The organism is Streptomyces sp. NPDC030296 (genome assembly GCF_055572815.1).
On sequence record NZ_JBVICQ010000026.1, the window covers coordinates 1 to 13,692 of the forward strand.

The window sequence follows — 13,692 nt, forward strand, 5'->3', positions numbered from 1 at the left end:
ACCGCGATGGGTGAGGCGAGCACGGTGTGCCCGAGGGCGATGGCGATCGGGCTGCCCAGCATCGCGGCCGGCTCGAACAGGAGGAACAGCCCCAGTGCGGTGACGATCTGCGGGATGAGCAGGGGGCCGAGGACCAGGGCGAAGACCGCTGAGCGCAGCGGGAGTTCGCTGCGGACCAGGGCGGTCGCCGCGGTCACGCCGATGATGAGGGAGAAGACGGTGCTCAGGGCGGCGACCAGGGCGGACAGGGAGAGTGCGGCGGGCCATTTGCTGCCGTCGGCGAACAGGGCCTTGTACCAGTTCAGCGTCCATGCCTCGGGGGGGAAGGAGGCGAAGGCGTTGTTGCTGAAGGAGGTGACGAGGATGACGACGATCGGCAGGGCCAGGAACAGCAGGATGACGGTGGCGACGGCGGTCAGCGCGATCTTGCCGGTGAGGGTCTTGCGCAGCTCCATCATGACGCGTTCCTCTTCTTACGGCTGGCGCCCAGGGAGCTGACGACCTTCACCAGGAGCAGTCCGGCCAGGGTGAGGACCAGCAGGATGACGCCCTGGGCGGCGGCTCCGTTCCACTGGTTCTCCTTGGTGACCTGCTGGTTGATGAGGGTGGCGATCATCGTCTGGTTGGGGCCGCCCATCAGGGCGGGGGTGATGTAGTAGCCCAGCGAGAGGATGAAGCTCAGCAGCCCGGCACTGGCCAGACCCGGCGCGACCAGCGGCAGATACACCCGCCGGAAGATCGTCACCCGGCCCGCGCCCATACTCGCCGCCGCCGCCAGCAGACGCCGGTCCACACCCCGCATCACCCCGTACAGCAGCAGCACCGTGTAGGGGAGCATCATCGAGGTGGTACCGATGACGACACCGAGCTCGTTGTAGAGCAGCTGGAACGGCGCGCCGGGGACGGACATGGCGGTGAGGGTCTCGTTCACCAGGCCCTTGTCGCCGAGCATGATGATCCAGCCGTAGGTGCGCACCAGCGCGGAGACGAAGTGCGGGACGACCACGACCAGCATCGCCAGACCGGCGAGCATGGGCTTGAGCCGGGTGATCGCCTGGGCCAGGACGAACCCGAACACCAGGCTCAGCACGGCCGTTTCGGCGGAGATCCGCAGCGTGGTGAACAGCACCGACAGGTTCACGCCCGTCAGTGCATCGGCGTACCAGTGCAGGGTGAACGATCCGTCCGCGTCCTTCAGGCTGAGCAGCAGCGTGCTGAAGATCGGGTAGACGAACAGCACCAGCAGATACACGACGACCGGGAGCGCGTACAGGATTCCCACGCGGGTCTTGCGTGAGGCCAGGAGCTTGCGCGGGCGGGCGGGAGCGCCTGCGGTGAGGGTGGCGGCCATGACTCACCCGCCCTGTTCGTCGGCGAAAAGGTTGACATCCTCGGCATCGGCGGTGATCCCGACCCGCTCACCCGCCACCGGGCCCCGGCCTGCCGGTACTTCCAGGCGCAGCAGCGGCCCGTCACCGCCGTCGATCCGCACGCCGGCGCGTACCAGGGTGCCCACGTAGGTGGCGGTCTCGACGGTGCCGGTACAGAAGCCGTCGTCGGCGGCACTGGCGCGCAGCCGGCCCGGCTGCACCGCGACCTTCACCTGCGTGCCGGGGGCCAGCTGGTGACGGCGGGCTGTCAGCAGGCCACCGGACTGGGTGAGGCGGACCAGGGTGTGCTCGCCGTCGTGCTTCTCCACCCGGCCGGGCAGGAAGTTCGCCGCGCCCAGGAAGTCCGCCACGAACGGCGTCTTGGGCCGTTCGAACAGCTCGCGGGGGGTGTCGAACTGCTCGATCAGACCGTTGCGCATCACCGCGATACGGTCCGACATCACCAGCGCCTCTTCCTGATCATGCGTCACATAGATGACGGTCAGGCCCAGTTCCTGCTGGATCGACTTGATCTCCACCTGCAACTGATCGCGGAGCTTCTTGTCCAGCGCGCCCAGCGGCTCGTCCATGAGGATCACCGGCGGGCGGTAGACCAGCGCCCGGCACAACGCCACACGCTGCTGCTGACCGCCGGACAGCTCACGCGGCTTGCGACCACCGAACCCGGACAGCCCCGCGATCTCCAGCGTCTCGCCGACGCGCCGGCGGATCTCGTCCTTCGGCACGCCGCGCAGGGTGAGGGGGAAGGCGACGTTCTCGCTGACCGTCATGTGGGGGAAGAGCAGGTACTGCTGGAAGACGAAGCCCAGGCCCCGCTTCTGCGGCGCCAGCCGGGTGACGTCCCGGCCGCCCACGGTGATGGTGCCGGAGTCGGGTTCGCAGAACCCGGCGATCATCATCAGCGTCGTGGTCTTGCCCGACCCGGAGGAGCCGAGGAAGGTGACGAACTCCCCCGCCGCGATCTCCATGGACGCCTCGTCGACGGCGACCACGTCGCCGTAGGTCTTGCGCAGGGCCACCACCGACAGCGCTTTGCCACTCGCGGTGGCCGGCTTGCCGCCGGCCACCCCGACAGACGGTGTGGCGACACCGAATTCAGCCACGAGCCCACTCCAACCAGCGCTTGGTGACGGCCGACTCGTTCTTCAGCCACCAGTCGACGTCCGTGTCGAAGCCCTTGTCGTAGTACTTCGGCGCACCGGCCAGAGCGTTGCGCTGCTCCTCGGTCAGCTTGGCGTAGGCCAGCGGAGAGGACGGGTTCGACGGGAAGGCCTTCGCCAGGTTGGCCTGGCTCTCCGCCCGCAGCGAGAAGTCCATGAGCTTGTAGGCGTTGTCCACGTTGGCCGCGCCCTTGGCGATGGCGTAGCCCTGGAACTGGCGGCGCATGCCGTTCAGCTGCCTGGTGACCGGGACGCCCTGCTTCTCCAGGTCGGCGATCCGGCCGTCCCAGACGGTGGACATCGTCACTTCCTGGCGGCTGAGGAGCACACCGGGGAGCGGGCCGCTGTCCCAGAACTTCTTGATGTCGCCTCGCAGTCGGGTCAGCACCTTGAAGGCGCGGTCGACGTCGAGCGGGTACAGCTTGTCCATCGGGACACCGTCGGCCAGCAGCGCGAACTCCAGCTCCGGCAGGTCACCGTCGGGGCTACACATCGCGCGGCCGCCCTTGAACGCCTTGGTGTCGAAGAAGTCCGCCCATGACTCGGGCTTGCGGCCGCCGAAGGCGTCGGTGCGGTACGCGATGCACTGGCCGTAGAAGCTGCTGCCGATGGCATGGTCGGTGACCTGGGCCTCAGGGATCTTCGCGCTCTTCACGCTCTTGATCCGGTCGTGGTCCAGCATCTCCAGGGCGTTCTGGCCCAAGTACTTGAGGTGGGACATCATCGAGTTGTTGATGAGGTCGCACTGCGGGCGGCCCTGCTTGATCTGGGCCAGCAGCGGGGCGTCGTCCAGGTTGAGCACCTTGACCTGGATACCGGTCTCCTGCGTGAACGGCGTGTAGATCGCCTTCTGCAGGGCCGCGCCGTAGGAACCGCCACTGTCACGGACGATGACCGTCTTGCTGCCGCCCTTGCCGCCTGAGGACGAGACACGGCTGGTGCCGGTACCGCAGGCGGAGAGGGACGGCAGAGCGGCGAGGGCGGCCAGGCCGCCTGCTCCGCGCAGGAGCGCTCTGCGACCGATCATGGGATTACTCATGACAAATCTCCTGGAAGTAGCGCAATGGGGGACCAGCTCGGGAGAGTTGGGGGGTGGGGTCTGTGGACGGACACGCGGTCCGTGGGCCGGTCGACGGGCAGCCGTTGCCGCCGGCCGGTCAGTTGTGGGGCGTGGCGATGGCGGCGAGTTCGGTGCCGGGGCGGACGGTGAGTCCGTTCATGCCGTAGATGATCGTTCCGGTGGCGTTGGCGGTGACCTTGTGTTCGGTGCCGTGGACCGGGTCGATGATGCGGCCGATGGTCTGTCCTTCGGTCACCTCGTCGCCGGTGACCGCGTCCGGGTACCACAGGCCGGTGGTCTCGGAGGCGGCCTCGCCGGTCCAGATCCAGTCACGGGGCCGGGCGGTGGGCGGCTTGACGTGCTCGGAGGCCTCGATGACGCCGAGGTGGTGCAGGATCCGGTGGAGGGCGTCGAGGAGCCTGCGTACGGTGGCCGGGTCGCGGTCGCCCAGTTGGCCGGTCTCGACGAGGATCGCGGGAATGCCCTGCCGGTTGGCGGCGGCATGGCTGTTGCCGCCCTCGGGGCTGGTGCCGAAGATGACCCGCTCGTATCCGACCGCGTGCGCCAACGCCTTGTTCTTGGCGTCGAGTTCGGGGTCGCCGGTGCGGCGGTAGCCGACGAAGTCGAGCAGGTGCTGGTCGATACCGCCGCTGTGCAGGTCCACATAGGCGTCGGCGCCGTCGACGACGTGCGCGAACAGCCAGGCCGCCATCCGGTCGGTGGGGCCGCCGTCCGGGTCACCGGGGAAGACGCGGTTGATGTTCACGCCGTCCAGGGGCGAGATGTTGAGCCTGCCGCCGTAGACGGCCGGCGGGTTGGCGACGGGGCAGATCACCACCTGCCCGGCGATCTCCTCCGGTTCCAGCAGTCCCGCCAGGCGGGTGGTGGCGTCGACACCGATGAACTCGCCGCCGTGGACGCCACCGGTGATCACCACCCGGGGGCCGGGACGCGATCCGTTGACGAGGATCAGGGGCACCTCGACCGTGGTGGTCCCGAGGTCGGCGGGCAGAACCCCGCGGGTCTTCCGGCCGGGCTCCGCATGCAGCGTACCGATGGTCAAAGTCATGGCGTACCTCGTTCGGACTCAGGCCGCGGCGCGGTCGACGGTGGATATGAAGTCGATGGGCTGGGCGGAGGAGCCGTCCAGCGCGAGGTCGGCGGCGATGTCGCCGAAGGCGGGGGCGAGCTTGAAGCCGTGGCCGGAGAAGCCGGCCAGCAGGACGACGTTCTCGGCGCCGGGCAGCGGGCCGACCAGCGGGCGGCTGCTCTTGGTGTAGCCCTCCATGAAGACGGACAGGCGCGTCGGGTCGGGATGCAGGTCCGGCGCGTAGCGGCCGATCAGCTCGGCGAAGATCTCCAGCTCCTCCGGCTGCACCGTCCGGTCCAGCTGGTTCGGGTCGCCCGCGGGCTTGTGCAGGGCCTGGGAGAGGCCGAGCTTGACCGACACTCCGTCCGGGGAGGGCAGGCCGTAGCAGTGGGTGGGCGCGGTGCGGATGAACGCGGGGCGCTCCTCGCCGAACCAGGCGTCGGTGGTGGGCACGAACCAGGCGCTGATCAGGCGCCGGACCTCCACCTCCCACGGCAGGTCGGGCAGCAGGTCGTTGACCCAGGGGCCGGGAGTGACCACGGCCGCGTCGAAGCGCTCGCTGCCGGCGTCGGTGCGGATCTCGACACCGTTCGTGACGGGGACGATCTCACGGACCGTGGTGTAGCGGTGGATGACGGCACCCAGCTGCTCGGCGTGGCGGGCGGCGGTCTGGATGGTCAGCTCGGGGCGGATGAGCCCGGCGCGGCGGTCGAGCACGGCCGCGTCGCCTTCCTCCAGCCGGTACTGCGGGAACCGCTTGGCGAGGACCTCGGCGTCCAGGACCTCGTGGTCGAGGCCGTGCTCGGCGATGGACTGCAGGACGGTGGCCATCTGCTGGTGCTCGGTCGGCCCCATCAGCAGGCATCCGGTCAGGCGGCGCAGTTCGCGGCCGGTTTCCTGCTGGAGCTGCTCCCACAGGGTGTCGGCGTGCTTGAGGAGCGGGACGTAGCGGGAGTCCTCGAAGTGGGCGCTCCGGAAGATCCGGGTCTCACCGCCGGCGGCGCTGCGGTCGTGGCCGGGGGCGTACCGGTCGTATCCGACGACTTCGGCACCGCGGGCGGCCAGCCGCCAGGCGGCCTGGCTGCCCATCGTTCCGACGCCGACGACGGCGACCCGCTTCCTGGCAGCAGACACAGGACTTTCCTTTCGTACCGTCGAGGCGCATGCTGACCTCGACGCGAGGATGTTCGATTCGAGTGGGTTTGGACGGGGGCTTGGTCCTCCCGGACCCACGGCTCGCATCCGTCCGCTTCTCGGAGTCGCTCCGGCTCACCTCGGGACCTTCACTCGGAGAGCCGTGCCACAATGTGGAACGCTGTGCTAGAATCTGGCACAGACAATGACAGTGGCGCGAAGGGGAGTCAAGAGGGTGTTCACGAGAAATTTCGAGTATTAACGGGGGGAAATCGGATGGAAATGAAGAGCGTCACCCGGTCGCTGCGCATCCTGGAGGCCGTCGCGCAGCATCAGCCGGTGACCGTGGGGGAGTTGACGAAACTCTTCGGCCTGCCCAAGTCCACCGTGCAGCGCACACTGGTCACACTGGCCGAGGCCGGCTGGCTGCGGGCCAGCCGCAAGGACACGACCCGCTGGGAGATCGGGGCGCGCGTCCTCGCCGTACGACCGGCAGCACTGCAGGGCTCCAGTCTGTTCGCCGCCGCCCGCGAGCCCATGGTGCGCCTACGGGACCAGGTGAACGAGACGATCCACCTCTCGGTGCCCGACGCGCTGGACGGCATGGTCGTGGTCGACCGCGTGGACTGCGCGCACGCCGTGCGCACCTTCCATGCGATCGGCGACCTCTCGCCGCTGCACGCGACCGCCGTGGGCCGCGCCATTCTCGCCCACCTCCCCAGGCAGGACGTCGAGGAGCTCCTCGCGGCCGGCCTGGAGCGCTTCAGCGACACGACGCCGGTCGATCCCGCGGAGCTGCGCGCCGAGCTGGGGCGGATCCGCACCGAGGGGTACGCGGTCAACCACAACCAGTTCCGTCCCGGCGTCTGCGCCATCGCGGCGCCCATCCTGGACGAGGACGGCACCCCGCTGGCCTCCGTCGCCATCTCCATGCCCGACTCCCGGTACGACGCCGAACGGACCCCCGAGTGGGGCCGACTCGTCACCGAGACGACCACGGAGATCGCACGGCGCCGCCTGGGCGTCTGACACAGCCACCGCCCTGCGCCCGGCCGGGGGGAGCCGGGCGCAGGGCGATCGCATTCCCGCGGCACGGTACGGCCTGGTCGGGGCCGTCGCTGCCCATCGCCGCGAGGGCACCGGATTCCCGCTCCCCGTCGACGCCGATCCGAACCTCGGACAGCCGACGAGCGTGCGTGCCATATTGTGGAACGCCATGCTAGAATCCGGCACGATCTTTGTGGGCCAAGAAGGGGTCAGGACATGAACAGGACGACCTCACCGACCTGAGGAGGCATCGGATGGAGATGAAGAGCGTCACCAGGTCGCTGCGCATCCTGGAAGCCGTCGCCCGGCATCAGCCGGTGACGGTCGGGGAGTTGACGAAACTCTTCGGGCTCCCGAAGTCCACCGTGCAACGCACCCTGCTGACCCTCAACGAGGCCGGCTGGCTGCGGGCCAGCCGCAGGGACACCACCCGCTGGGAGATCGGCGCGCGGGTCCTCGCCGTACGACCGGCCGCGCTGCAGGGCTCCAGCCTGTTCGCCGCCGCCCGCGACCCCATGATCCGGCTCCGAGACGCGCTCAACGAGACCATCCACCTCTCGGTGCCCGACGCGCTCCAGGGCATGATCGTCGTCGACCGCGTCGACTGCGACCACGCGGTGCGCACGTTCCACGCCATCGGCGACGCCTCGCCGCTGCACGCCACGGCCGCCGGCCACGCGGTCCTCGCCCATCTCCCCGCGTCCGATGTCGACGAGTTCGCGACGGGCATCCTCGAGGGCTACGGCGAGGAGACCATCACCGACCCCGGGGAACTGCGCGCGGAACTGCGCCGCGTCAAGGACCGCGGATACGCCGTCAACCACAACCAGTACCTCCAGGGCGTCTGCGCCATCGCCGCCCCCGTCCTCGACGCTGACGGCGTCCCGCTGGCCGCCGTGGCGGTCTCCCTGCCCGACTCCCGCTTCGACGCCGGCCGGCTCGCCGAGCTGGGACGTCTGGTGACCGACACCGCGGCGGAGATCACCGCCCGCCACCCGGGCTGACGCGCGGGCGCGGACGGGGCGCGGCGCCGCGGTAGTCGTCCGACGGTGCCGCGCCCCCGCGGTCATCCGACGGGCACCGCGAGGTACTGGTACTCCAGGAACTCGTCGATGCCGACCCGGCCGCCCTCACGGCCGAGCCCCGACTGCTTGACGCCGCCGAAGGGCGCCGCCGGGTTGGACACCAGACCGGTGTTGAGGCCGACCATGCCGACCTCCAGGCGCTCGCTGACGCGCAGGGCGCGGTCCAGTCCCTCGGTGAAGACATAGCCGACGAGCCCCCACGGGGTGTCGTTGGCCCGGCGGACCACCTCGTCCTCGTCGTCGAAGGTGAGGATCGCCGCGACCGGGCCGAAGATCTCGGTGTCCATCAGACGGCTGCCGGGGTCGACGCCGGTGAGCACGGTCGGCGGGTAGAAGCAGCCCGGACCCTCCGGCGTACGGCCGCCGACCAGCACCCGGGCGCCGCGCTCGACCGCGTCGGCGACCAGTTCCTCGACCTTGCCCCGGCCGTTCCGGTCGATCAGCGGGCCGACGTCGACACCGTCGCGCGTACCGGGGCCCACGACCAGCGCGCCCATGCGCTCGGCCAGCCGCCGCCCGAACTCCTCCACCACGGAGGTGTGCACGAAGAAACGGTTGGCGGCGGTGCACGCCTCGCCCATGTTGCGCATCTTGGCGACCATCGCGCCGTCCACGGCCTTGTCCAGGTCCGCGTCCTCGAACACGATGAACGGCGCGTTCCCGCCCAGTTCCATGGACGTGCGCACCACCGCGTCCGCGCTCTGGGCGAGCAGCAGGCGGCCGACGCCCGTGGAGCCGGTGAAGGACAGCTTGCGAATCCGCCCGCCGCGCAGGAGCGGTTCGCACACCTCCCCCGCACGGGAGGTGGTGACGACGTTCAGCACGCCGTCGGGCAGCCCGGCCTCCTTGAGGATGGCGGCGAGGGCGAGGCTGGAGAGCGGGGTCTGCGGGGCCGGCTTGAGTACCATCGTGCAGCCCGCGGCGATCGCCGGGCCGATCTTGCGGGTGCCCATGGCCAGCGGGAAGTTCCACGGAGTGATCAGCAGACAGGGGCCCACCGGGCGGCGGGAGAGCAGCATCCGGTTGCGGCCGTCGGGCAGGGTGCCGTGGCCGCCGTCGATCCGGACGGCCTCCTCGGAGAACCAGCGGAAGAACTCGGCGGCGTACGCCACCTCTCCCCTGGCCTCGGCGAGCGGCTTGCCCATCTCGGCGGTCATCAGATGGGCCAGCTCGTCGGTGCGCTCGACGATGATCTCGTAGGCCCGGCGCAGGATCTCGCTGCGGGCCCGGGGCGCCGTACGGGCCCACTTCTCCTGCGCGGCGACGGCCGCGTCCTCGGCGCGCTGCGCGTCCTTGGGGCCCGCGTCGGCGACATGGCAGAGGATCTCGCCGGTCGCGGGGTCGTCGACGGCCATGGTGGCGCCGTCCACGGCGTCGACCCAGGCGCCGCCGATGAACAACTGTGTGGGTGTGTCGGTCATGGGGTTCCTCCAGGTTGATCGGCGGCGGGGTCGAGCAGTTCCGCGAGGTGCAGGGCGCGGACGCCCCGGTCACCGGCGAGGTGGTCGATCTGGGTGGCGCAGCTGAAGCCGTCGGCGACGACCACGGCCGGTCCCTGGGCGTCGACGGCGTCGAGGCGCGGCTTCAGGGCGAGGTCGGCGACGGCCATCGAGGTGTCGTAGTGATCGGCCTCGAAGCCGAAGTTGCCGGCGAGTCCGCAGCAGCCCTCCGCCTCGTCGACCTTCCGCACCCCGAGGCGGCCGAGCAGGTCGCGCGGGTGGTGGCCCTTGAAGGTGGCGTACTCGTGGCAGTGGGTCTGCAGGACGACGTTCTGAGGCAGCTCCGGTGGCGTCCAGCCGGGCTCGGCGAGCTCGGTGAGCGCTCCGGTGAGGGTGTGGACGCGGGCCGCGACCCGCCGGGCGGCGTCGGTGCCGAGCAGCTCGGGCACATCGCGCTTGAGGGCGGCGGCGCAGCTGGGTTCGGCGACGACGACGGGGCGGTCGTCACCGTTGTCGAGGCGGGCGACCGTACGGGCCATGACGCGGCGGGCGACGGACAGCTGGCCGGTGCTGACCCAGGTCAGGCCGCAGCACAGGCCCTCCTCCGCCGTGCAGGGGATGCCCGCGTCGGCCAGGACTCGGCTCGCGGCCCCGGCGACCTCGGGCCGGAAGGCGCGGGTGAAGCTGTCGACGAAGAGCAGCGTCTTCGCCGGTTCACCGGTCCGCGCCCTCCGCAGGGCCTGCCGAAGCGCGTGCCGGGAGGCGAAGGCCGGGATGCGGCGCTTCACCGTCACCCCGCCGAGGCGGGCGAGCAGCCTGCCGACCGGGCCGCGCAGCAGCGCGTTCAGCGGGCGGGCGGCGTAACCGGCGAGGGCCGAGGTCAGCGGCAGCCAGCCCAGCGAGTAGTGGGAGCGGGGCCTGAGCCTGCCCTTGTAGTGGTGGTGCAGGAACTCCGCCTTGTACGTGGCCATGTCGACGCCCACCGGGCAGTCGCTGGAACACGCCTTGCAGGACAGGCACAGGTCGAGGGCGTCGCGCACCTCGGTGGAGCGCCAGCCGTCCTCGACGGTCCCGCCGCGCACCATCTCCTGGAGCAGCCGGGCCCGGCCCCGCGTGGAGTCGCTCTCCTCCCCCGTCGCCCGGTAGCTGGGGCACATCACGCCGCCCGCGTCGCTGCGGCAGCGGCCGACGCCGACACAGCGGCGGACCGCGCCCGCGAAGCCGTCCTCGTCGTGCGGGAAGGTGAAGAGGGTGTCGACGGGCACCACGTCGGCGGGGGTGTGCAGGGCGAGGTCGGCGTCGAGGGGGGCCGGGTCCACGATGACACCGGGGTTGAGCAGCCCCTCGGGGTCGAAGATCTCCTTGAACGCGGCGAACGCCCGGATCATGCGGTGGCTGTACATGACCTCCAGCAGCTCACCCCGCGCCCGCCCGTCGCCGTGCTCGCCCGACAGGGAGCCGCCGTGGGAGACCACGAGGGTCGCCGCCTCGCCGAGGAAGCGGCGCGCGGCGGCCCGGCCGGGACCGGTGGCGAGGTCGAAGTCGATGCGGACATGGACGCAGCCGGCACCGAAGTGGCCGTAGAGCACCCCGGTGAGCCCGTGGGAGGCCATCAGTTTGCGGAAGTCGCGCAGATAGGCGGCGAGGTTCTCCGGGGCGACGGCCGCGTCCTCCCAGCCGGGCCAGGACTCCCCGCCGTCGACGAGCCGGGCGGCGAGCCCGGCGCCGTCCTCGCGGACCCGCCACAGCGAACGCCGCTCCTGCGGGCTCCGCACGACCCGCCCGCCGGTCATCCGGCCGCGGGCCCTGAGCACGTCGAGGAGTTCGGCGGCGCGGGCGTCGACCGTCGCCTGGTCGTCGCCGTCGAGTTCGACGTACAGCCAGGCCCGTCCCTCGGGCAGTCCGGTCACGGAGTCCGGGCCGCGGCGGGCGCGCATGGTGGCGACGATCGCCTCGTCCATGCCCTCGACGGCGGTGGGATTCCAGCGCAGGATCTCGGGCACGTCCTCGGCGGCGTCGACCACGTCGCCGTAGCCGAGGGTGAGGAGCGTGGATGCCTGTGCGGTCGCCACCAGGCGGACCGTCGCGGCGGTGACGACCGCACAGGAGCCTTCGGTGCCGACCAGGGCACGGGCCATGTCGAAGCCGTGCTCGGGCAGCAGGTGGTGGAGCTGGTATCCGGACACGTGTCGCGGGACGCGGCCCAGTTCGGTGCGGATCGGCGCCAGGTTGGCGTCGATCAGGGCGCGTACGTCGGCGCGGAGGCGGGCGACACGCCGGACCGCGGCCGTGTCGTCCGGGTCCGCCGCGCGCAGGCCCTGGTGGTCGGCGACGGCCCGCACGCCGTCGGCCGTCACGAACTCCAGGGCCTCGATGTGGCTGCTGGTGCGGCCGTGCCGCACCGACCGGTTGCCGCACGCGTCGTTGCCGATCATGCCGCCGAGGGTGCAGCGGCTGTGCGAGGACGGGTCGGGGCCGAAGGTCAGGCCCTGGAGGGCGGTGGCGCTGCACAGCGCGTCGAGGACGACGCCGGCCTCGACCCGTGCGGTGCGCGCGACCGGGTCGATGTCGAGGATCCGGTTCATGTACCGGGAGAAGTCCAGGACCACGCCGGGGCCGACGGCGTTGCCCGCCATGCTGGTGCCGCCGCCGCGCGCGGTGACCGGGATTCCGGTCTCCCGGCAGGCGCGCAGCACCGCGACGACGTCGTCGGCGCTGCGGGGGAACACCACGGCCCGCGGGGGGACCCGGTAGTTGGAGGCGTCGTAGGCGTAGGGGCCGGTGGAGCCGGGGCCGGTCTCCACCCGCAGGCCGGGAGCCGTCCCGGTGAGCAGCGCGACCAGCCGGTCCAGGGCGGGGGTGGTGCGCGCCGACCGCTCCGGGGCCGTGGTGGTGTCCGTCATCGCTCCGCCGCTCCACATGTACCCGCTTCGACGGCCGTCGCCCAGGCCTGGAGGCCCTCGTCCACCGCGGCCTCGTCGATGACGAGGGCCGGGATCATGCGGACGACCTGGTTCCAGGCGCCGCACAGCAGCAGGAGCAGGCCCTCGTCGACGGCGGCGCGCTGGACGCGGGCGGCGGTCTCGGGGTCGGGGGCGCCGTCCTCCGTGACGAACTCGGTGGCCAGCATCAGTCCGAGGCCGCGTACGTCGCCGATGCCGGGGGTGCGGTCGGCGACCGCTTCCAGGCCCTGGCGCAGCCGCTTGCCCATGGCCTCGGCGTTCTCCACGAGCCGCTCGTCGCGGACGACGTCGAGGGTGGCGCAGGCCGCGGCGCAGGCGACGGCGTTGGCGCCGTACGTGCCGCCCTGCGAGCCCGGCCAGGCCTTCGCCATCAGTGCCTCGGAGGCGGCGATGCCCGACAGCGGGAAGCCGCTGGCGAGACCCTTGGCGGTGACGAGGATGTCGGGGGTGACGCCGAAGTGCTCATGGCCCCAGAAGCGGCCGGTGCGGCCGACACCGGTCTGCACCTCGTCGAGGATGATCAGGAAGCCGTGGCGGTCGGCGCGTTCCCGCAGCCCTTCGAGGAAGGCGCGGGTGGCGGGCACGTAGCCGCCCTCGCCGAGCACCGGCTCGACGATGATCGCGGCGGTGTCGGCAGGCGAGGAGATCGTCTGGAGCGTGTAGTCCAGCTCCTGGAGGGCGAAGCGGGTCGCGGTGTCCTCGTCCCAGCCGTAGCGGTAGGCCGCCGGGAAGGGGGTGACGACCACGCCGCTCATCAGCGGGGAGAACCCGGACCGGAAGCGGGTGCCGGAGGTGGTCATGGAGGCGGCGGCGACGGTTCGGCCGTGGAAGCCGCCGTGGCAGACGATGACGTTGGGGCGGCCGGTGGCCTGGCGGGCCAGGCGCAGGGCGGCCTCCACGGCCTCGCTGCCGGAGTTGGTGAAGAAGAGGCTGTCGAGGCCGGTCGGGAGCACCTCCCCGAGCTTCTCGACGAGCTGCCGCAGGGGCTGGTGCATCACGGTCGTGTACTGGCCGTGGACGAGGGTGGCCACCTGTTCCTGGGCGGCCGCCACGACCTTGGGGTGGCAGTGCCCGGTGCTGGTGACGCCGATGCCGGCGGTGAAGTCGAGGTAGCGGCGGCCGTCCTCGCCGTAGAGGTGGACGCCCTCGCCCCGGGTCGCCACCACGGGCGTGGCCTGGCGAAGGTGCGGCGACAGTGCGGTCATGTTCGTCTCCCGGCCTCGATCTCGGTCTGCTGCGGCCCTTCGAGCATCTCGGGGGGCCCGGCCGGCGCCAACGCGCGAAGTGTCCGGACGGGACGCGACATCCGGACGTTGTGTCAGC

11 protein-coding genes are annotated in these 13,692 nt (G+C 71.3%); 2 read left to right on the plus strand and 9 right to left on the minus strand.

What is annotated here, in order from left to right; genetic code table 11:
• The 6 genes from ACZ4Z3_RS39735 to solA all read right to left on the minus strand — a co-directional run.
• A partial coding sequence (locus tag ACZ4Z3_RS39735) for an ABC transporter permease (protein WP_468505627.1) occupies nt 1-458 on the minus strand: 458 nt, incomplete at its 3' end.
• Entirely contained in the window at nt 455-1,351 is an 897-nt protein-coding gene (locus ACZ4Z3_RS39740) for an ABC transporter permease (protein ID WP_468505628.1), read from the minus strand. The genes ACZ4Z3_RS39740 and ACZ4Z3_RS39735, both read right to left, overlap by 4 nt.
• A gap of 3 nt (nt 1,352-1,354) precedes the next feature.
• The gene (locus ACZ4Z3_RS39745; RefSeq protein WP_468505629.1) at nt 1,355-2,494 is read right to left on the minus strand and encodes an ABC transporter ATP-binding protein; all 1,140 of its coding nucleotides are present in this window, start codon (nt 2,492-2,494) and stop codon (nt 1,355-1,357) included.
• Nucleotides 2,487-3,590 (minus strand): ABC transporter substrate-binding protein, encoded by a 1,104-nt coding sequence (locus ACZ4Z3_RS39750; protein WP_468505630.1) that lies wholly within the window; start codon nt 3,588-3,590, stop codon nt 2,487-2,489. Before ACZ4Z3_RS39750 ends, ACZ4Z3_RS39745 begins: the two co-directional genes overlap by 8 nt.
• A gap of 118 nt (nt 3,591-3,708) precedes the next feature.
• Complete coding sequence (locus tag ACZ4Z3_RS39755; RefSeq protein ID WP_468505631.1) at nt 3,709-4,680, minus strand: succinylglutamate desuccinylase/aspartoacylase family protein; 972 nt, start codon at nt 4,678-4,680, stop codon at nt 3,709-3,711.
• A gap of 18 nt (nt 4,681-4,698) precedes the next feature.
• Nucleotides 4,699-5,835 carry an N-methyl-L-tryptophan oxidase gene (gene solA, locus ACZ4Z3_RS39760; RefSeq protein WP_468505632.1) on the minus strand — a complete coding sequence of 379 codons (1,137 nt, stop codon included), beginning with the start codon at nt 5,833-5,835 and terminating at the stop codon, nt 4,699-4,701.
• A 282-nt stretch (nt 5,836-6,117) separates the two neighbouring features.
• Here solA and ACZ4Z3_RS39765 point away from each other — a divergent pair, with 282 nt between their 5' ends.
• Nucleotides 6,118-6,864, plus strand: a complete 747-nt coding sequence (locus tag ACZ4Z3_RS39765) for an IclR family transcriptional regulator (RefSeq protein WP_468505646.1) — start codon at nt 6,118-6,120, stop codon at nt 6,862-6,864.
• Between the two features lie 278 nt (nt 6,865-7,142).
• Nucleotides 7,143-7,886 (plus strand): IclR family transcriptional regulator, encoded by a 744-nt coding sequence (locus ACZ4Z3_RS39770; RefSeq protein WP_468505647.1) that lies wholly within the window; start codon nt 7,143-7,145, stop codon nt 7,884-7,886.
• Nucleotides 7,887-7,948: 62 nt separating this feature from the next.
• On the opposite strand, the gene ACZ4Z3_RS39775 is transcribed toward ACZ4Z3_RS39770, so the two are convergent.
• The 3 genes from ACZ4Z3_RS39775 to ACZ4Z3_RS39785 are packed head-to-tail and all read right to left on the minus strand — an operon-like array spanning nt 7,949 to nt 13,574.
• Nucleotides 7,949-9,388 carry an NAD-dependent succinate-semialdehyde dehydrogenase gene (locus tag ACZ4Z3_RS39775; protein ID WP_468505633.1) on the minus strand — a complete coding sequence of 480 codons (1,440 nt, stop codon included), beginning with the start codon at nt 9,386-9,388 and terminating at the stop codon, nt 7,949-7,951.
• The gene (locus tag ACZ4Z3_RS39780; protein WP_468505634.1) at nt 9,385-12,309 is read right to left on the minus strand and encodes an FAD-binding and (Fe-S)-binding domain-containing protein; all 2,925 of its coding nucleotides are present in this window, start codon (nt 12,307-12,309) and stop codon (nt 9,385-9,387) included. Before ACZ4Z3_RS39780 ends, ACZ4Z3_RS39775 begins: the two co-directional genes overlap by 4 nt.
• Complete coding sequence (locus tag ACZ4Z3_RS39785) at nt 12,306-13,574, minus strand: aspartate aminotransferase family protein (protein ID WP_468505635.1); 1,269 nt, start codon at nt 13,572-13,574, stop codon at nt 12,306-12,308. Before ACZ4Z3_RS39785 ends, ACZ4Z3_RS39780 begins: the two co-directional genes overlap by 4 nt.
• Between the last annotated feature and the right edge of the window lie 118 nt (nt 13,575-13,692).

Excerpts from the sequence above, each read along its gene's own strand:
- ACZ4Z3_RS39765 (WP_468505646.1), top strand. The coding sequence starts at position 6,118 with ATGAAGAGCGTCACCCGGTCGCTGCGCATCCTGGAGGCCGTCGCGCAG.
- ACZ4Z3_RS39755 (WP_468505631.1), bottom strand. The coding sequence starts at position 4,680 with ATGACTTTGACCATCGGTACGCTGCATGCGGAGCCCGGCCGGAAGACC.
- ACZ4Z3_RS39775 (WP_468505633.1), bottom strand. The coding sequence starts at position 9,388 with ATGACCGACACACCCACACAGTTGTTCATCGGCGGCGCCTGGGTCGAC.
- ACZ4Z3_RS39785 (WP_468505635.1), bottom strand. The coding sequence starts at position 13,574 with ATGACCGCACTGTCGCCGCACCTTCGCCAGGCCACGCCCGTGGTGGCG.
- ACZ4Z3_RS39740 (WP_468505628.1), bottom strand. The coding sequence starts at position 1,351 with ATGGCCGCCACCCTCACCGCAGGCGCTCCCGCCCGCCCGCGCAAGCTC.
- ACZ4Z3_RS39750 (WP_468505630.1), bottom strand. The coding sequence starts at position 3,590 with ATGAGTAATCCCATGATCGGTCGCAGAGCGCTCCTGCGCGGAGCAGGC.
- ACZ4Z3_RS39780 (WP_468505634.1), bottom strand. The coding sequence starts at position 12,309 with ATGACGGACACCACCACGGCCCCGGAGCGGTCGGCGCGCACCACCCCC.
- ACZ4Z3_RS39770 (WP_468505647.1), top strand. The coding sequence starts at position 7,143 with ATGAAGAGCGTCACCAGGTCGCTGCGCATCCTGGAAGCCGTCGCCCGG.